Origin of the sequence: Bilifractor sp. LCP19S3_H10, assembly GCF_052119185.1 — a bacterium.
Taxonomy (GTDB): domain Bacteria; phylum Bacillota; class Clostridia; order Lachnospirales; family Lachnospiraceae; genus Bilifractor.
On the sequence record NZ_JBQKFT010000012.1, the window covers coordinates 12,839 to 31,947 of the forward strand.

General features: G+C 51.6%; 14 protein-coding genes. 11 read left to right on the forward strand and 3 right to left on the reverse strand.

What is annotated here, in order from left to right; translation table 11 throughout:
• Positions 1 to 174: 174 nt before the first annotated feature.
• The 6 genes from ACTQZS_RS10090 to ACTQZS_RS10115 all read left to right on the forward strand — a co-directional run bounded on the left by ACTQZS_RS10090 (position 175) and on the right by ACTQZS_RS10115 (position 8,659).
• Positions 175 to 1,698 (forward strand): sugar ABC transporter ATP-binding protein, encoded by a 1,524-nt coding sequence (locus ACTQZS_RS10090; RefSeq protein ID WP_441475691.1) that lies wholly within the window; start codon positions 175 to 177, stop codon positions 1,696 to 1,698.
• The gene (locus tag ACTQZS_RS10095) at positions 1,695 to 2,744 is read left to right on the forward strand and encodes an ABC transporter permease (protein WP_441475692.1); all 1,050 of its coding nucleotides are present in this window, start codon (positions 1,695 to 1,697) and stop codon (positions 2,742 to 2,744) included. Before ACTQZS_RS10090 ends, ACTQZS_RS10095 begins: the two co-directional genes overlap by 4 nt.
• Positions 2,741 to 3,793, forward strand: a complete 1,053-nt coding sequence (locus ACTQZS_RS10100; protein ID WP_441475693.1) for an ABC transporter permease subunit — start codon at positions 2,741 to 2,743, stop codon at positions 3,791 to 3,793. The genes ACTQZS_RS10095 and ACTQZS_RS10100 overlap by 4 nt, the downstream gene beginning before the upstream one ends.
• 399 nt (positions 3,794 to 4,192) lie before the next feature.
• On the forward strand, positions 4,193 to 5,842 hold the full coding sequence (locus tag ACTQZS_RS10105; RefSeq protein WP_441475694.1) for a response regulator transcription factor: 1,650 nt from the start codon (positions 4,193 to 4,195) through the stop codon (positions 5,840 to 5,842).
• Positions 5,839 to 7,494 carry a sensor histidine kinase gene (locus ACTQZS_RS10110; protein ID WP_441475695.1) on the forward strand — a complete coding sequence of 552 codons (1,656 nt, stop codon included), beginning with the start codon at positions 5,839 to 5,841 and terminating at the stop codon, positions 7,492 to 7,494. The genes ACTQZS_RS10105 and ACTQZS_RS10110 overlap by 4 nt, the downstream gene beginning before the upstream one ends.
• A gap of 22 nt (positions 7,495 to 7,516) precedes the next feature.
• Positions 7,517 to 8,659 (forward strand): ABC transporter substrate-binding protein, encoded by a 1,143-nt coding sequence (locus tag ACTQZS_RS10115; protein WP_441475696.1) that lies wholly within the window; start codon positions 7,517 to 7,519, stop codon positions 8,657 to 8,659.
• Between the two features lie 123 nt (positions 8,660 to 8,782).
• On the opposite strand, the gene ACTQZS_RS10120 is transcribed toward ACTQZS_RS10115, so the two are convergent.
• From ACTQZS_RS10120 to ACTQZS_RS10130, 3 genes are all read right to left on the reverse strand, one after another.
• Positions 8,783 to 10,726 (reverse strand): hypothetical protein, encoded by a 1,944-nt coding sequence (locus tag ACTQZS_RS10120; RefSeq protein WP_441475697.1) that lies wholly within the window; start codon positions 10,724 to 10,726, stop codon positions 8,783 to 8,785.
• A gap of 227 nt (positions 10,727 to 10,953) precedes the next feature.
• On the reverse strand, positions 10,954 to 11,823 hold the full coding sequence (locus tag ACTQZS_RS10125) for a LytTR family transcriptional regulator DNA-binding domain-containing protein (protein WP_441475698.1): 870 nt from the start codon (positions 11,821 to 11,823) through the stop codon (positions 10,954 to 10,956).
• Positions 11,824 to 12,088: 265 nt separating this feature from the next.
• Positions 12,089 to 13,222: a cation diffusion facilitator family transporter gene (locus ACTQZS_RS10130; protein WP_441475699.1), complete on the reverse strand. Its 1,134-nt coding sequence runs from the start codon at positions 13,220 to 13,222 to the stop codon at positions 12,089 to 12,091.
• 371 nt (positions 13,223 to 13,593) lie between these two features.
• On the opposite strand from ACTQZS_RS10130, the gene ACTQZS_RS10135 reads away from it, so the two are divergent.
• From ACTQZS_RS10135 to ACTQZS_RS10155, 5 genes are all read left to right on the forward strand, one after another.
• Positions 13,594 to 15,384 carry a flavin reductase gene (locus ACTQZS_RS10135; protein ID WP_441475700.1) on the forward strand — a complete coding sequence of 597 codons (1,791 nt, stop codon included), beginning with the start codon at positions 13,594 to 13,596 and terminating at the stop codon, positions 15,382 to 15,384.
• Positions 15,385 to 15,442: 58 nt separating this feature from the next.
• Positions 15,443 to 15,838, forward strand: a complete 396-nt coding sequence (locus tag ACTQZS_RS10140; protein ID WP_441475701.1) for a pyridoxamine 5'-phosphate oxidase family protein — start codon at positions 15,443 to 15,445, stop codon at positions 15,836 to 15,838.
• A gap of 12 nt (positions 15,839 to 15,850) precedes the next feature.
• Positions 15,851 to 16,492 carry a trimeric intracellular cation channel family protein gene (locus tag ACTQZS_RS10145; protein ID WP_441475702.1) on the forward strand — a complete coding sequence of 214 codons (642 nt, stop codon included), beginning with the start codon at positions 15,851 to 15,853 and terminating at the stop codon, positions 16,490 to 16,492.
• A gap of 264 nt (positions 16,493 to 16,756) precedes the next feature.
• Positions 16,757 to 17,734 (forward strand): aldo/keto reductase, encoded by a 978-nt coding sequence (locus ACTQZS_RS10150; RefSeq protein WP_441475703.1) that lies wholly within the window; start codon positions 16,757 to 16,759, stop codon positions 17,732 to 17,734.
• 268 nt (positions 17,735 to 18,002) lie between these two features.
• Entirely contained in the window at positions 18,003 to 19,007 is a 1,005-nt protein-coding gene (locus ACTQZS_RS10155) for a hypothetical protein (RefSeq protein WP_441475704.1), read from the forward strand.
• Positions 19,008 to 19,109 lie beyond the last annotated feature (102 nt).

A 19,109-nucleotide genomic window follows, 5' to 3' on the forward strand; every position in this document is an offset into this window, starting at 1 on the left:
GCCCTTTTGCGTGGAGTGACATGCCATCATAGCTTTTGTGTGCATGACGTGCGCGAGACGGAACTTCAGGCTGGCGGAAATCCCTTCTGCAATCGTGTTTGTGTGCATGACGCGCGTGATGGAAGGAATCAGCCTGAAGACAATTGCATTGGGATAACAGGAGAGCGGATCATTATGGAAGAAAATGTTCTTGTGGAAATGAAGAACATCGTCAAAACCTTTCCGGGCGTTGTAGCACTTGATCATGCCTCGCTTACGCTGCGGAGCGGAGAAATCCATGCGCTGATGGGAGAAAACGGCGCCGGCAAGTCTACAATTATCAAGTGCCTGACAGGTGTGTATGAAAGGGACAGCGGCGATGTGTATGTGAAAGGCGTCGAAGGCAATGTTCACTGCCATTCGACGATGGATGCCCAGAAGATCGGTATTGCGACAGTATATCAGGAAGTCAATCTCTGTCCGAATCTTTCTGTTGCAGAAAACCTTTATATCGGACGTGAGCCGAGAACAAAGCTGAATACCATCGACTGGCGGACAATGAACCGTAAGGCGAAGGAACTTATGCAGCGTATGAAGATCGAGGTAGACGTAACCAGAACGCTGGAAAACTATTCCATTGCCATTCAGCAGATGGTTGCGATTGTCCGTGCGGTCGACATGGACGCAAAGGTTTTGATTCTCGATGAGCCGACCTCATCTCTCGATGACCACGAGGTGGAAAAACTGTTTGATATGATGCGTACGCTGAAGAAAAAAGGTGTTGGCATCATATTTGTCACACATTTTCTGGAACAGGTATATGAGGTGTGCGACAGAATCACCGTTATGAGAAACGGCGGATTTGTCGGTGATTATTCGGTGGCTGAGCTGCCAAGGGTAAAGCTCGTGGCCGCGATGCTGGGCAAGGATTTTGATGATCTCGCCTCCATCCGCAAGGAAGGAGAACATACTGTCTCAGATGAAACCCTCTATAAGGCGGAGAATCTGAGCCATCGCGGGACAATCAAGCCGTTTGATTTTTCAATTCGAAAAGGAGAGGTTGTCGGGCTGGCAGGGCTGCTCGGGAGCGGACGAAGCGAGCTGGTGCGGTGCATCTACGGAATAGACAACTCACAGACCGGATATGCGGAGATGGAGGGGAAGACCCTGAAGATCCATACGCCGCTGGACTCGATTCGGGCGGGTATGGGCTATCTGCCGGATGATCGAAAGCTGGATGGCTGCATCGCCGGCCTGTCGATCCGTGAAAATATCTGTATCGCACTGCAGGCAAGGGCAGGAGTGTTTCACCGGATTCCGACGGCGAAGCAGAATGAGATTGCAGACAAATATATCAAGATGCTTCAGATCAAAACAGCCTCCCGTGAAACGCTGATCAGTCAGCTCTCGGGCGGCAATCAGCAGAAGGTGATTCTGGCGCGCTGGCTGGCGACGAATCCGAAGTTTCTGATTCTGGATGAGCCGACCAGAGGTATTGATATCGGTACAAAAACAGAGATTCAGAAGCTGGTTCTGCAGCTCGCATCGCAGGGCATGAGCGTTATTTTTATTTCTTCGGAAATCGATGAAATGCTGCGAACCTGCTCCCGGATTCTGATTATGCGTGACGGTCACAAGGTAGGGGAACTGGATTCCAATGAAGTTGAACTGACGCAGGAGAGCGTCATGGGTGCGATCGCTGGAGGTGAAACGGAATGAATATCTGGAAAAAATTGAGAAAACATCCGCTCTTCATGCCGATCCTGATGCTGATCCTGGTGCTTTTGATCAACCTGTTCAAGGATCCGTCTTTTTTTGCGATTGCAATCAAGAACGGTGTGCTGTACGGAAGATTGATTGATGTGCTGAACCGCGGAAGTGAAATCGCCATTCTTGCGGTAGGACAGACGCTCGTTGTCGCTGTTTCCGCCGGAACCGATATCTCGGTCGGATCGGTTATGTCACTGGCGGCCTGCGGAGGCTGCATGGTGCTGGCAGGTTACGGGAATACCTCGGTAACGGGTATTGTGGCCCCGATTGCCGTAGGAATTATCGTCGGTATGCTGTTCGGCTTCGGAAGCGGCTGTGTCAACGGCGCGATGGTTGCCAAACTGAAGATTCAGCCGATGGTGGCGACTCTGATTCTGTTCACGGCTGCACGTGCTATTGGACTGCTTCTGTGCAACAATCAGATTATCTATATCCGATATGAGCCGTATCAGTATCTGGGAAATTTCCTTCCGGGTGTTCCCATACCGACGCCGATCATCGTGACGATCATCGTGATTGCCGCAGCACAGCTGGTTCTCAGAAAAACAGCGCTGGAGACATATATTCAGTCTGTCGGCATCAACAGCCGGGCCTCCAGGATCTGCGGTATCAACTCGGATAAGATCTGCTTCATCTGTTATGCGATCTGCGGTCTCTGCGCAGGTGTTGCCGGTATGATTGCCTCTTCCAGAATTTATTCGGCGGATTCGAATAATATCGGACTGAATAATGAGATGTACTCCATTCTGGCAGTCGCTCTCGGCGGGAACAGCCTTGCCGGCGGCAAATTTAATCTTGCGGGATCTATTGTCGGAGCCTATACAATCCAGGCAATTATGACGACGCTGCTTGCCATGGGCGTGTCTACAGATCAGTCTCCGGCGATTATGGCTGTGATCATTGTGATCATCGTTGTGATCCAGTCTCCGGTTTTCAAGGAATGGTCTGCAATGCGCCGGACAAAAAGAGCTGAGGCAGGAAAGGAGGCAGAATGATGGCTGGACAAATTCAGAGTGTGAGAAAGAAGAAGGCAATCAACAGCAACAATCTGCTTCTGTTTATCACGATACTTTTGTTTATCGGCATGTACGCCATCGGATGCGTGATTTACGCGGGCAAAGGATTCACTCATTTTCAGACTTTCCTGAATCTGTTCATTACCAATGCGGGTCTGATCTGTGTGGCTTCCGGCATGACCTGCGTCATGCTTACGGGAGGGATCGATATCTCTGTCGGTTCCCTGATTGCGATGAATTGCATGATCCTTGCCGATGGTATGGCAAATAAGCATATGAATGCGGTTCTGCTTGTCGTACTGGTAATGATTGTCGGTGTGGTGTGGGGCTGTGTGCAGGGATTCCTGATCGGTTATCTGGATATTCAGCCGTTTATCGTAACGATGGCGGGCATGTTCTTCGGAAGAGGAATGACAGCCGTGATCAACACAGAACAGGTTCCGATCACGAAGGACGCAAGCAGTCTGTTTTACGGCTGGGCAAATGCAAAGATTCTGCTTCCATCCTTTCTGGGGTACATGGGCAAAAAGAAGATGATCGCGCCGTTCATCCGGCCTACGGTGATCATCGCGCTTGCCGTTGTGTTCGTTATCTTTTTTGTCCTGAAGTATACCAAGTTCGGGCGGGTGCTCTATGCGGTCGGAGGAAACGAGAGCAGTGCCAGGATGATGGGACTGAATGTCCGGAAGACGAAGATGGAGGCGTATATTCTTTCTTCTGTGCTCTGTTCCATTGGTTCCATTCTGTACTGCCTGAACACGATGACCGGTTCGGTCCAGCAGGCGAAGGGATTTGAGATGGATGCCATCGCTGCCGCGGTTATCGGCGGCACGCTGCTTACCGGAGGTTTCGGCAATGTATGGGGGACGCTGATTGGCGTAATGATCACAGGTACCATCAATTCGCTGGTCATGACGAATGGAAAGCTCCTGTCGAGCTGGGCGAACATCATGACGGCAGCGCTTCTCTGCGTTTTCATTCTGCTGCAGGCCATTTTTGCCTACATCAAGAGACGAAGAGAAAACTGAGGGTGACAGCAGGTATATTGGAGATTCAGGCAGAGTTGTCCGCTCTGTCTGAATCTCTTTGTGATCTCGAATCAGGATGCAGTCAGAGTACCTTTGATATGTCCCGGATCCGTTGATCCGTTTATGGGGAGCAATGGATCCGGACGTGTTGTATAATAAACAGGTTCGAAGTGTGGCGGATTCGTTCATAATGTGCATATAGAAGCAAGACGATCACTGTTCAACGGGGTGTTCGTTGTCGGATTCGTTCATGATGCGTGTATAGAAGCAAGACGATCACTGTTCAACGGGGTGTCCGTTGTCAGATTCTATCCTGATGTGCGTATGGACGCGGGGATGACGACAGATGCAGGATGTGTTTTAATAGAGTGAGTTTGTGCCGTACAGGAGGCGTTCGATATGCTGAAGGTATTTCTGGTGGAAGACGAATATATTATTCGTGAGGCAATCCGAAAAACGATAAACTGGGAGCAGGAGGGATTTGAGCTGACCGGTGAGGCAGGTGACGGAGAAAAGGCATATCCGATGATCATGCAGAGCAGACCGGATATTCTGATCACCGATATCCGTATGCCGTTTATGGATGGGCTGGAACTCTCCAGACTGGTGTGCAGCAGTCTTCCGCACACGAGAATCATCATTCTGAGTGGTTATGACGATTTTTCCTATGCAAGGGAAGCGATCAGTATCGGGGTGACGGAATATCTCTTGAAGCCGGTGACAGGCGCAAAGCTTCTGGAGACGATGAAAAAAATCGGGACCGATATTGCAGCGGAGCGGGAGAGGGAAAACTATCGCGCGATTTATGAAAAGGAACATGAGGAGCGTATCCGGCTGGAACGTTCTGCTTTCCTGAAAAATGTGATCAGCGGACGATATTCTATGACGCGCCTGATGGAAATGAGTCATGAGCTGGGCATCCGTCTTTCAGCAGCGTTCTATCAGATCATTCTGTTTCAGTGTCTGGTGAGCCAGGACAGGCGGGCAGGCCGAAGGAACAATCCGGGCGACGGTGTGATGGATATGCTGGATGCGCTGCGGGATGTTTTCTGCTGTGAGCAGGTGGGCGGATCTGTGTGCATACTGGTTACCGGATCGGATGCGGATTCGATGGAGCAGAACCGAGCTTCCGTGATGGAGGCGATCAGACGGGGCATGGCAGATGCGGACGGCTACATTTATTTTACTTCTACAGGACCGGCTGTGGAACATATCAGTGAGATTGCCGATTCCTATCATCTGGCCGGACGGATGTTCGCGCAGCGCTTCCTGTATGATGAGGGGCGCGAATTTGTCTATGACAGGGATGCGTCTTCGAGACGGCCGGGTTCTGAGAGCCGGGACAGCGGCCGGGGAAGTCTGTCGGACCGTGACGCTGTGGAGTTCTGGCAGATGGACAGGACATACATTCATAATTTTCTGGCAAGCGGAGACGTCGATGATATCGATGTATTCTGTGACACAATCGTGAAAAATATCGGGATCCGGAATCTTTCGTCTCTGCTTTTCCGTCAGTATATCATGATGGATGTATATCTCATCTGTGCTGGCTTTCTGGGAAACTGCGGGTGTACAAAGGATGAGATTGAGGAAGCCTGCGGTGCCTTTTATTCACAAGGGTTTTCAGCTTCCATGGAAGAGGCGGAAAGACAGCTGAAGCAATGTTTTTCGGCGACGCTGGCGCTCCGGGACAAGTATTCGGAAACACAGTCTCTTTCGTTAACGCAGGAAGCACAGAAATACATCAAGAAGCATTTTTGCGAGAATGACCTGTCGCTGGGAAAGGTGGCTGGCGCAATCGGCGTTTCGTCAAATTATCTGAGTCATATGTTCAGCCAGAAGACAGGACATACCTTTATCGAGTATCTGACAGGGTTGCGGATGGATCAGGCAAAAAAACTGATGAAGACCACGGACCTCACGAGCGCGGAGATCGGCATGAAGGTAGGATACAGCGATGCTCATTATTTCTATTATATTTTCAAGAAGACGCTGGATATGACGCCGAAGGAGTATCGGAACCGCGTGACAGAGGCTGAGGAGCCATGAACGCAAAACAGACGTATGCGCGGGACGGGCAGGGGAACAGGCAGAAGAGGGGGACTTTTGTGAAAACGGCGGAAGGCGTTACCGAGAAAAGAACCAGTATTTTACGCAGGATCTGGAGAATCATACTCGTTATTACGATCCCGCTGACGGCACTGTCCGTTGTCTGTCTGGTTCTGCTGAATATGATATACACCCGGTATGACAGAAGCGTACAGAACATTACGGCAGTCAACAGTTATAATCTTGACTGGGAGAAAAACATGAACAGTACCATGTATTATCTCATAGTGGAGGCCAATGACTGGGATAAGATCATTAAGGAGAAGAATGCGGACAATCCATATTATCTGATCGATGATATGCGAAGCCATTTCAAGAGCCTTGCCGCCGACAATGATGATTCAGAAGTTGAGAATAATCTGGATATGATTTTCCGTGTTCTTGACAATCTGGAAAAATGTGTCGATGAGGTTGCGGATAATATCCGAGAGGGCGGTCATTACGACGACAATATTGAGATTCTGAAGACGGATATTTATGTCATGACAGATATGATTCAGGAGAATATCCAGAAGTATATCTATCGGGAAGCGGCCCTTATGGAGCAATCCCGTGAGGAAATAGCACGCAACGTGCGTGTGCTTACCTGGATCATCGTCGTGCTGATTGCGTTTGCTTTTGCGGCGACGGTATCCTTCTCCCGGTGGATGACTCATAAGATTACAGATCCCATTTTTGGACTGGTTAAGGCAACGAAGATGTTCTCTGGGGGAAATTTTTCCGTTCGTTTTGAATCCAATTCTCACGATGAGATCGACGTGCTGGCGGACAGTTTTAACGATATGGTCAGGGAGATTTCGCTTCTCGTGGAAAACATACACCGGGATGAGCGCCAGATGCGGGATCTCGAGCTGAAGCTTCTGCAGGAGCAGGTCAATCCGCATTTTCTGTATAATTCGCTGGATGCCATCATGTGGCTGGCAGAGGCAGGGGAAAATGCGCTTGCTGTGAAGATGGTGAGTTCGCTGTCGACATTTTTCCGGACCGGTCTCTCGAAGGGGCGGGACTGGATCACGGTAAGGGATGAGGAAAGTCATACCAGGAGCTACCTGGAGATCCAGCAGTTTCGCTATCAGGATATCCTGAGCTATGAAATCAGAATTCCGGAGGAAATCGGTGGATATTATATGATGCGGCTGATGCTGCAGCCGATCGTGGAAAATGCGCTGTATCACGGTATTAAAAACCGCCGCGCAATGGGTCACATTCTTGTCATAGGGGAGAAGGATGGCGGTGATCTTGTATTCACCGTAAAGGATGATGGCATTGGCATGAAGCCTGAGGAGCTGGAGCATATGCGTGAACTGATTTCGGGGCAGGCCAGGGATGAATCTGATCATGGGTTTGGAGTTGCCAATGTACAGCAGCGGATTCAGCTGCGATACGGTCCGGAATACGGGGCCACGGTGGAGAGCGTGTATGGAGAAGGTACTTGTGTGTGCGTGAGGATTCCGGCGCTGACGTCACCGGGAAATTCAGATCTGCCCGGACCGGGGGAATTATCCAGAATAGCGGATCCGGATACAAATTCAGATCTGTCCGGAGCTGGGGAAATTATCCATAAGAGAGGTATCAGAAAATTCCGGATTTAGGAAAGAAGGGATAGGGGTGATTATGCAAAATAAATTGTCATGCTATAAGCAGTACCACAAACGCAATAAGCATCGAATTGCTCCATTCTGCGGACTTCTGCTGGCTGCTCTCTGCGGCTTCACGGGCTGCGGCACGGAACACAATGAAGCGGTAACTTCCATCTCTTTTTCCCAGGATGACAGCACTGGCCAGTTTGCCGCAGATGACGGGCATACGATCACCATCGGATTTGCGCAGGTCGGTGAGGAATCGGACTGGAGAAGAACAAATTCTGATTCCGTGCGTAATACCTTTACAACGGACAGAGGATATAATCTGCTGTTTGAGGATGCACAGAACGACCCGGACGCACAGGTGAGTGCGGTCAGCCGGTTCATTCAGCAGGGTGTGGATTATATTGTCCTGGAACCAATTGTGAAAACGGGATGGGATAAGGTACTGGGAGATGTGCAAAAAGCAGGAATTCCTGTTATCGTTGCCGACAGGCAGCTGACATTGGAGGATGATTCGCTTTATACAGCCTGGGTCGGCTCCGATCCGGAATTGGAAGGGGATAAAGTATGTGCCTGGCTGCACGCTCTTGCAGAGAAAAGAGGACTGGACGAATCACAGTTTCGTGTTGGGATCATTCAGGGAACAATCGGGTCCAGTCCGCAGATCGGTCGTGAAAAAGCACTTCGTGAGGCGGCGTCGGACTATGGATGGTCGATCGTGGGTTCAGAAAGAGGTGAATTTACGCAGGCTAAGGGCAGAGAGGCAATGGATGCGCTGCTGGGAAAATATCCGGATCTGAATATTGTCTACTGCGACAATGACAATGAGGCTTACGGCGCGATTGAGGCACTGGAGGCCGCAGGGAAAACCATAGGAACAGACATCAATAACGGAGAGATCATGATTGTCGCATTTGACGCGGCGAAGAAGGCACTGTCGTATGTAAGAAAGGGACTCATTGCCTGTGACGGTGAGTGCAATCCTTTTCTCGGGCCGGAAATTGAGAAGATGATCCTCGCTCTGGAAGAGGGAAAGAGCGTCGAGAAGATCCGGTATGTAGATGAAGGAATATATGCCGGAAACCAGGAGATTCACTCTGTAATTGTAGATGGGAAGACCTATCCTGTGACGCCGGTAACACAGGATCTTCTGGAGAAAAGAGTCTATTAAAGATTTGTTAATCCACACAGGACGCATAATATTGTGACCGGCTTTTACGGACCAGCGATACCGCTGGTCCGTTTATTCGATAAGGGCAATATCGTTCCGATCATCCGTAATTGGCGGTGCTGTTCATCCGGAATAGGCAATGCCGGTGAACATATTTTCAGCGTCGATGCCGTTTACTGTCTGCGGATAAGCGTCGCTATTGTCGACGCGGATGCGGACAATCCGGTTATCGGGTGTGAGGAAATCGACGCTGTCTGTCAGATTGGTCCGGTAATACTGGAGCACAGTACCGCCCGGTATCTCCGTCTGGCGGAAGGTCAGATTCTCCGGGGATCCGGACCGGTCGGAAGCAGTGTCGAGGGTGCGTGTTTCGCGCAGCACGATGTCATTCTCCGATACAGGCGCTGCAGTGTACCATGCGCTTCCGGCGACAGGGTTTCCGTCATCGTCGAGCCGGAAGAGATTTGCGCAGACAGTGGTTCCGAGAAGCTGCGATCTCGTGGACAGGAGAAAACGGTCGGGGTTAAGAAGAACATGATAGTAGAGCCCGCATGAATATTCAGCCGTCATGCCGCCATCGTCGGAACTGTCATGTGCAGCAGTATCCGTCGATGACGGATATGTCGAAGATTCGTGATTCGCCGAACCTGTATCATTCACAGAATCTGTATCATCCGGGGTCCAGACCATGTGCGGAGCAACGCCGTCGGATGAGGCGGACGGAAGTTCATAGAGGTGAACATTTTCCCAGTCGTCTTCCTGATGTGTGTTGATGAGGAGAAAACGTCTCTCGCCGCGCGTGATCAGATAATAATCGGGTGCATGATGGCCCGGGAGCTCAAAGGTTCTGGACTGTCCGTTCACCGAAATCGTTATATTTCTTGCCCCGGCATCATAGCCTTCCTCAGTTGTTGCAGGATCAGACTCAACCTGAAAGCTGCTGAATCCGCGGCCGCTGTCGTCCGTAATGGTCATCGGCACGTATTCCGGAACGGCAACGGCATAGCTGTCGTCCGTCTCCGGTACGAAAGACGGATCAATGATGCCGGAGAGATCCGCATACCTGACAGAAGGTGTCTGGGCGCCGGATGCATAGGCCGTGATGTCTCCGGCGCTGAACCAGAAGGTGACGCCCTTCGGGTCGAGAGTAAATTGAAGACCGCCATAGCTGTCGGTATTGTTCATGATTTCTCGGATCAGTGAGGCGGTATCTCTTGAATCCGTTGCCGAGAAAAGAATGAGATCCGGGTACTGATCTGTGAGTGCGAAGGCTATGATGTCCGGCAACGCGTTTTTATCCGTGAAGACATCATCGATTTTCAGCTCGTTTCCGGTTGCAGGATCGTAATTGCATCCCCTGAGAATGACACTGCCGTGTGCGCCGTGGCTGTAGACATCCGTAAGCGACAGCACACTCAGCACGGATGCGTCCGCACGCTGGACATAGAGCTTCTCGTAATTATGGTAATACGGGTCGCTGCCCTCCGGCGCAGGCTCCTCATACTCGCTCTGTGCCATGACCCGCAGATCTTCGACCGCGCTGTCTGCCTTTGCTGCAACATCGCGGTTCAGGGTGTCTGCGGCGCGGCTGAGCAAGGATTTCGCCGCTGAGGAGAGATCGTCCGTGCCGGTCAGGGGGCCGCTGTAATCGGTCTCGTCAAATGACAGCTGCTGATAGGATGCATCTACCCAGGTCACATCCCCGTCCCAGACACCATTAAAGGTTGTTTCACAGACCAGCTGAAGATCGGAAACGGCCGCAGGGTTTGCAGACTGCCCGGAGACCGGGTCATAGACAGCGGATGGGTCACGGACAGCGGAAGGATCCTTCTCACTGCCACCTGTGGAAGAAGCGGAACAGGAAGACGATGCCGTGAGAGTTTCCGCGGAGGAAGCAGACAGAGCCTGCCGGCTGTCCGTGGAAGAGGCGTGAACAGGCTTCACACTTTTCGCGTCTGTGGAACTGCCGGCAGAAATGCCTGCCGGATCCTGCGCCGCGCCGCATCCTCCCATCACAAAGACAGCAGCAAGCATGCCGGATGTCATGACGTAAAACCATCTTCTCATTTCTTTCCCTCCTCCCGATTCAATCGTAAGATGTGCGACAGATTTTTCTTTTCTTTTATTCTATCAGACACTATAGCAATACGAAAGAAGGAAGTACTTTCATAACGCAAAATTTTCACACATCCTGGTGTCCGGTTTGTGAGGCAGAATAAGAATTCATGCCGGCCGGAAGCAGTTTGAGTATTATGCGGTTAAGGTACCTCCGGGGATGGTTCGGGACGGGCGCTTCACCGGGGAACCTCCGGTTTCCAGTTCAGGAGACGGTCGCGGAAGGCGGTGTATTTTTTCTCGGGCACCGGCAGAATGGTGCCGTCGGTCATTGTTATTTCGAAGCGCTTCAGGGAACGCACGTACAGCGGGTTGACCAGGTAGCTCACGTGTGCGCGAAGAAGTGAGCCCGAGAAGCCCGACTCATAATACCGGAGCGGCTCAATGGATTTGTAGGTGCCGTCGAGGGCATGGATCAGAGAATGACGTCCGTTGTCCGTGCTTTCAATCCACAGAACTGAAGCGGAGTTGAAAAAGTATGTGATGATGTTGTCACCCTTTCCCATGACGCTTCGGAAGGAGAGCCCCGAATACCCGGTACCGGCGGCATCGATATGAGATTCGGAGGAGGAGCCGGCGTAGACTTTCGGGAGTGCAGAGCGGTTCTGAGCATTGCCGCTTTCAGGTGCCGCTGGCTCCTCCTCAATGATATTGGATATGTGGATCATGTAAACCCGGGGGATCAGTTCCCGGCTTCCGCTGTCAGTCTGCTCCCTCCGGTATCCCCAGGACATGTGCAGCCGCTGATGGTGACGGTCAACCTCACCGTTTTCAAAGTAGGTGTAGACGTCATATTCCAGCATGATCTCCAGGACGTTTGTTCCGATGGAGACGCTGTGTTCCGTGATATTTCCCATGGAAAAGGTCGGATGCTGATCCACGGAACGCCATGTGCGGATTATCGTTTCTCTGCCGCGCAGGATCTGGTCTTTCCTGGGACCGAACCACAGCACATCGTCGGCGAGGCAATCAAAGAAGGGCTCGAGATTGTTCTTGTAATATTCGGTGATGATGGATATCGATCGCTGAATCAGTTCCTGTCTTTTCATTTATTACTTTCTCCTTTTCACGGATTACCCGAAGCTCGTGATACCACCGGGCCGGCTTCCGGAATATGCGATGCCGATTGCAGCTGGGGCAGATTAATTTCTGATCTTATTCTTTCAGATTTCGAAGGTAAGAGGAGGAAAATGTCAGCTGGGTGGGAAACCTGGACCGTGAACTGTGAGAGCGGTTCTCTGCTCATCTGTTTTCTGTGACAGCGTTTCGCACGAATCAGGGGAGTGATTTTACCTGAAGGATTTCTCAGGTGCCTTATTTTTTAGCGGGGAGCATTCCAAAATCGGTGTCGAGCGATACTTGAACGGAGTATTCCGGGTATCTTTCGGCGGTTTCACTGCGGATTTGGTCTCTTACCTGCATGCGGTCGGGCGCGTCAAAGCTCACGACGGTATCGAAGCGGATTTTCTTCTCGTCGGGATCCAGATAGAAGCCGTGGACCTGTTCGACGTAGGGATGGCTCATGGCGTGAGCGGTGATATCCTCGCGGATCCGGATGACTTCAGGATCTGTCGTGTTCTGCGTATAGATACCGATGCCGGTCAGGAATACGCCGTGCTTTTGATATACACGCTGTGTGATTCTGCGTGTGATCTTGTCCAGTTCGACCACCGAGAGTGTGTCCGGGATTGCGATATGAACCGAACCGGTGTGACGTCCCGGACCATAATTGTTGAGGGACATATCATATGCGCCAAAGACCTGTTCTTCTTCGAGGATCGTTCTTTCGACGTCCTGAGCCAGTTCTTCTTCCATTCTCTCGCCGAGCATGGATGACAGCATATCCCGCACCATGATCAGACCCCCGAACAGAATGTCCGCCGAAATCACGATGGCAAGCCAGGACTCAATGGAGATATGGAAAACGGTGTAAACCAGCATTCCGGCGACGGTTACCAGAGACAGCAGAGAATGCTTGAGCTCGGATTTTCCGGTCTGTGTGAGAGCTCTGGAGTCTGTGTGCTTACCGGTATGAATGTCATGGCGTCCCACAACAATCCGTGCGATCATGCTGATGATAATAATCGAGAAGGAATAAACGGTGAAGCGAGGGCGCGACGGATGCAGGACGGACTGAATGCCGCCCAGAATACCGGTGATTCCCGCATAGGCTGTCAGGCCGGCAATGAGAAGTCCGCTGAGATACTCTACTCTTCCATACCCGAAGGGGTGCTTGCGGTCTGCGGGCTTTCCGGCAAGCCTTGCGCCGAGAACTGTGATCACGGCATTGCTTGCTTCGGTGATATGACTCAGGCCGTCGAGGATCATGGAAACAGATCCAGAAAAGACACCCTCCAATGCCTCGAGGAGTGCCAGGACGACACTGACAAGGATGGCTGTGCGTCCGACGCGGACGATTTCCCGGGTTCTTGTGTTCTGATGGGTCATATATAAAAACGCTCCATTTCTTATCTTTTTTTCTTTCCCAATTAGTTCTTCCCCACTATAGCATCTTGAAAATCATCGCGCTATCTGTTTTTTCGTCAACGAGTTATATCATAACGCCTTTGATGGCAAAAATGCAGAGCAGCGAGCAATCCGAAGCCAATACAGCATGTGGGGCCCCGCCTGCGGGGCAAAATTCCGCTTTATCTGGTTGAGACATGGTCCCATAAGTTGGAAAATGAAGAATGATATTGAGCGCGGTAGTGAAATTAATCTTCCGGTGGAAAAACCTTGCTTTCTATAGTATGATAAAAAATGAACGAAGTTGTATATATACTGGAATTTTGCATTCTGAATGAAGGAGGCTTACTGAAATGAGGGTTACAGAGGACATCCGCTACATCGGAGTCAACGACCACAAGATTGACCTTTTCGAGGGGCAGTATAAAGTTCCCCACGGAATGTCTTACAATTCATATGTAATCATGGATGAGAAGATTGCGGTCATGGACACTGTGGATATAAGGTTCACGCATGAGTGGCTGGACAATCTGGCGGAGGTGCTGGGAGAGCGCAGACCGGATTATCTGATTGTACAGCATATGGAGCCGGATCATTCCGCGAACATCATGAACTTCATGAAGATTTATCCGGACACCGTTATCGTGGCGAACAAGAAGACGTTCGCGATGATGAATCAGTTCTTTGACATGGATCCGTCCATTCACACGGAAGAAGTAGAAAACGGGGGAACGCTCTGCCTTGGAAAGCACACTCTGACCTTTGTGTTTGCGCCGATGGTACACTGGCCGGAGGTTATGGTCACCTATGACAGTACAGATAAGGTTCTGTTCTCTGCTGACGGCTTCGGCAAATTCGGTGCTCTCGATGAGGAGGAGCCGTGGGATGATGAAAGCCGTCGCTATTACATTGGCATTGTCGGAAAATACGGCGCGCAGGTTCAGAAGCTTCTGAAGACTGCTGCGACGCTGGACATCCAGATGATCTGCCCGCTTCATGGACCGGTTCTGTCGGAGAATCTGGGACATTATATTGATCTGTATGACAAGTGGTCTTCCTATACACCGGAGGAAGAGGGAATCGTAATCGCATTCACTTCCGTTTATGGACACACCAGAGCCGCGGTGGAGCAGCTGGCCGAGATGCTTCGTGAGGGCGGTGCGCCGAAGGTTGTGGTTCACGATCTGGCGAGAACGGATATGTCTCTTGCCGTTGCGGATGCGTTCCGTTACAGCAAACTGGTTCTGGCGACGACGACCTACAATGCGGAGCTCTTCCCGTTCATGCGTCAGTTCATCGATCATCTGACCGAGAGAAACTTCCAGAACCGCACGGTTGCCTTTATCGAGAACGGAACCTGGTCTCCGCTTGCGCTGAAGTTGATGAAGGAGAAGCTGGCTGGCTGCAAGAAGATGACATATGTCAATACCAGTGTCACGATCCATTCTGCACTGAAGGCGGACAGCAAGGATGCGCTGAAGAAGATGGCGGAGGAGCTGACGATGGATTATAAGGCTCTGTCTACGGAAAAAGCAGCGAAGAACGATATGACCGCTTTGTTCCGGATCGGATACGGCCTGTATGTAATCACCACCAACGATGGCAAGAAGGATAACGGAATGATCTGCAATACGGTAACGCAGCTGACAGATACACCGAACCGGATTGCCGTGAATATCAACAAGAGAAACTACACCTATCACGTGATCAAGCAGACTGGAAAGCTGAATGTGAACTGTCTGTCTGTGGAGGCACCGTTCTCCGTTTTTGAGCGTTACGGATTCCAGAGCGGACGGGCTGCCGACAAGTTTGAGGGAATTGAGGAGTTCCGCTCCGACAATGGACTGCGGATTCTGCCCCGCTATATCAATGCGGTGATGTCTCTTGAAGTGGAGTCCTATGTGGATCTGGATACGCACGGTATGTTCATCTGCACCGTTTCGGAGGCCCGTGTACTGTCGGACAAGGATACGATGACCTATACCTACTATCAGAAGAATGTAAAGCCGAAGCCGAAGACAGAAGGCAAGAAGGGCTGGGTATGTACCGTCTGTGGCTATGTCTATGAGGGAGAGGAGCTCCCGCCGGATTTCATCTGCCCGATCTGCAAGCACGGAGCTGCGGATTTTGAACCGATCGGATAAATCGAATCATCCGTAAGGGAACATAACAGATTGATTCCAGGCAAAAGAGAGGTACAGAATGGAAGAAGTATTCGAATTTTTAAAGAATGCCGGAACCTGGTATCTGGCGACCGTGGATGATGAGGGAAATCCTCAGGTGCGTCCCTTCGGGGCACAGAATATCTTTGAGGGAAAGCTGTATATTCAGACCGGACTGAAGAAGAACGTGGCGAAGCAGCTGCTGGCGCATCCGCATATCGCAATTAGTGGAATGGCCAAGGGCAAATGGATCCGCCTGAATGCGGAGGCGGTTTATGACGAGAGGATAGAGGCGCAGCAGGCGATGCTTGACGCAAATCCGGAGCTGAAGGATATGTATGCGGCCGGAGACGGCAATACCGCTGTTTTTTATCTGAAGAATGCAGCCGCGTCGATCTGCAGCTTTACTGAAGATCCGGTAACGGTATCGTTCTGATTTCCATGACAGATGGCAAGGGATTTTATCTATGTCATGGACCTGCTGGGAACGTGCGCCTTTGCGATTTCGGGGGCGATGACGGCGATCCAGCAGGGACTGGATCTCTTCGGTATCATGATTCTGGCTCTGACGACAGCGGCCGGAGGGGGCTTTATCCGTGATCTTACGATCGGGAATCTCCCGCCGGTGGTGTTCCGGGATCCGGTCTATATCATTCTTTCCTTTGCGACTGCAGGCGTTGTCTTCGTCGTGTTAAAGCTTCAGAGGCGACGGCTTCATCTGGAACGGCTGAAGAACATTTATGAGCGGGCGCTGCTGATCTCGGATACTCTGGGGTTGGCAGCGTTTACGATTGATGGTGTCTCGGCGGGACGGTCTCTGGCGCAGACGAATCTCTTCCTTTCCGTTTTTCTCGGGGTGGTTACCGGGATCGGGGGAGGAATACTCCGGGATCTGTTTGCGGGGAAAAAGCCCTATGTCTTTGTGCGGCATGTATATGCGCTGGCTTCTGTAGCCGGTGCTGTGGCTGCCTATCTTCTTCCGCGCTGGATCGATTTCAGCATGGCGATGATGATCAGCTTCGGGATTATTGTACTGCTTCGCTACCTGGCGGCACATTTTCGCTGGGACCTTCCGAGAATTTCCGGGTGAGGAAGCGGACAGAATGACAAGGCCGTGTATATTTGCGGCGCCGCAGATGGAGCATATGTGACCGGGTGAGGAAGCGGACAGAATGGCATGGCCGTGTAAATTTTGCATCGCCGCAGATGGAACGTCTGTGACCGGAGCGAGGAAGCGGCGTGGCGGCAATGTAATAACCGTAATGTAGATGGAATTTTCTGAGGAAAGATTTTTCTGCAGAACAAATTTTCTGCAGAACAGATTTTCAGGGCATCGAAGGAGCGGGACTCAGAGATGACAGAGATGATGTATGGGGACATTCCCGGTATAAATAAGAAGGTGTCGAGGATTTTTTTTGGAACAGCCGGTGATACCTTTTTGAAAGGGCTGGACAATAACGCGCTTCTCGACGCGGTTTTTGACGCGGGAGTGAATGCTTTTGATACGGCGCGGCAGTATATGGATTCGGAGAAATCTCTGGGGAAATGGATTTCCGCCAGAGGAAATCGTGACCGGATTGTTCTTCTGAGCAAGTGCGGGCATCCCGGCCCGGGCGGAAGGAAGAGGATCAGCGAGAGGGAGATCCGGAAGGATTTTGAGAAATCAAGCCGGTATCTGTGCACGGATTATATTGATATCTACCTGCTGCACCGGGACGATCCGGATGTGGAGGCCGGCGTGATTGTGGAGATCATGAACGGCTTGAAGGCGGAAGGGAAGATCGGAGTTTTCGGAGGATCGAACTGGACGCACCGGAGAATAGAGGAAGCAAATGAGTACGCTTATAAGCATGGCCTGGTTCCGTTTTCTGTCTCCAGCCCGAATTTTGGGCTGGCAGATCAGGTGGCGGATCCGTGGGGCGGCGGGTGCGTTACGATTTCCGGTCCGTCAAATGAGGAGGCGCGAAGCTGGTACCGCAGAACACAGATGCCTGTCATCGCGTATTCCAGCCTTGGGCGTGGTCTTTTCTCGGGAAGGGTACATGCGGACGCGTCGGAGAAGGCGGGGGAAATTATGGATACGGTGGCGATGAAGGGTTACTGGTGCCCGGATAACCTGGAGCGGCTCCGCAGATGTGAGAAGCTGGCGGAGAGGAAGCACTGCACCGTGCCTCAGATCGCGATGGCGTGGATCTTCCGGCAGAAGATCAATGCCTTTGCCGTAGTAAGCACCCGGAAAATATCGAGAATGCAGGAGAACATAGAAGCGCTTCACATCGATCTCACGGAGGATGAGGTTCTGTACCTGGATCTGAGAAGTAAGGATGTCTGATCCCTTGTGATGCTTCTAAACAGCGCGGCAAACGGGGTTCGCTGCAGATCGTTCCGTGAGGATCCGGTTTGGGCTGCAATTTTCAAAATACAAAAGCTATATCAGATACAGACCGCCTGATAAAATATAAAAATTTTATCAGATACAGACCGCCCGCGTTGATCGGGTCAGGTGATGGGAGAAGAAGCAAGTCTGTTACCGCCGTATGTAATGAAACATCGGGAATGTTTTGTGCGGTTTGGGTGATGGAGGATGAGAGGGATAGAAAATGCGTGGACCAAAGCCACTGAGCACAGTAACAATTGATCCGGAGGAAATCCGGGCGGACCGCAGGAAGAGCAGGAGGTTTGACCAGTGCGGTCTGGGAGAGAAGGCGATTTACGTCGGAGGATGGCTGACTCCGAGAAGGTTTTATGTGCCGTATTCTCAGGTTACCCATGTGTTCAAAAGGGTGGCGGTCAGCAAGGGCAGTGGGAAGGCGTTTCTCACGCCGATTCTGTATCTCGTAGTCCGTTACGATGATGGAAAAGAGAAGCAGTGCAGTTTCCGGTACCTGAATGAAGCCGATGAGATGCTCACGGAGCTGGAACGAACCCACCCGGAGATTTCTCTGAAAAAGCCCGGAAGTGAGGCGGCAGATAGGGAAAAGGAGGAGAGACGTCGGAGGCTGGATTCGGTCGTCCTGGAGGGAGAAGCGGCACGCGCGGCGCGGAAGCTGGAAAACGCGAAGGAAATTCTGAATAAGAGACCGGCGCTTTACAAGGAGCTGATCGCAAGAGCCAGGATCAAGAGAAGCTGTGATCTGATCCGTCCGGGCTGGCAGGCCCTGGCTGCGGTGATCCTTGCCGCGGGCATCTGCTGCATTGTGGGTTCCCTGGCCGGTCTTCGTGCCGGGCTCCCGAAAATGACCGCAATCATGCTGATTCTGATCGGCGCGGCAGCGGTTCTGATGATGGTGAACAGCAGAATCCTTCCCACGCCGGGCAGGAACCGGAGATCGGCGGAACGGGCGTGGGAGAAGGCACTTGACCATATGCAGCATCACATCAACAGCTATCCGGGTTTTCCGCTTCCTGCGTGCTATTGCCATCCGGCTGTCTGTGACCGGATGATCCGCATCCTGAAGGAAGAGCGGGCTGCTGATCTGGATGGCGCGCTGGCGGTTCTGAAGGAGGATCTGAAGCAGATGGATCACACCGTACAGCTGGACAGACAGGACTACGAAGAGGTCGTGCAGATCAAGCCTCTTTTCCTTGTCAGCAATTACCGGTGAGAGTACGGTGATTTTGTTCGGCGGTTCTTCGCGAGAACAGGGCTTTCGTGAGCGGATACCACTGAGAGCACAGGCCTTTCGGCCGGCAGTTTTCACGAAGGC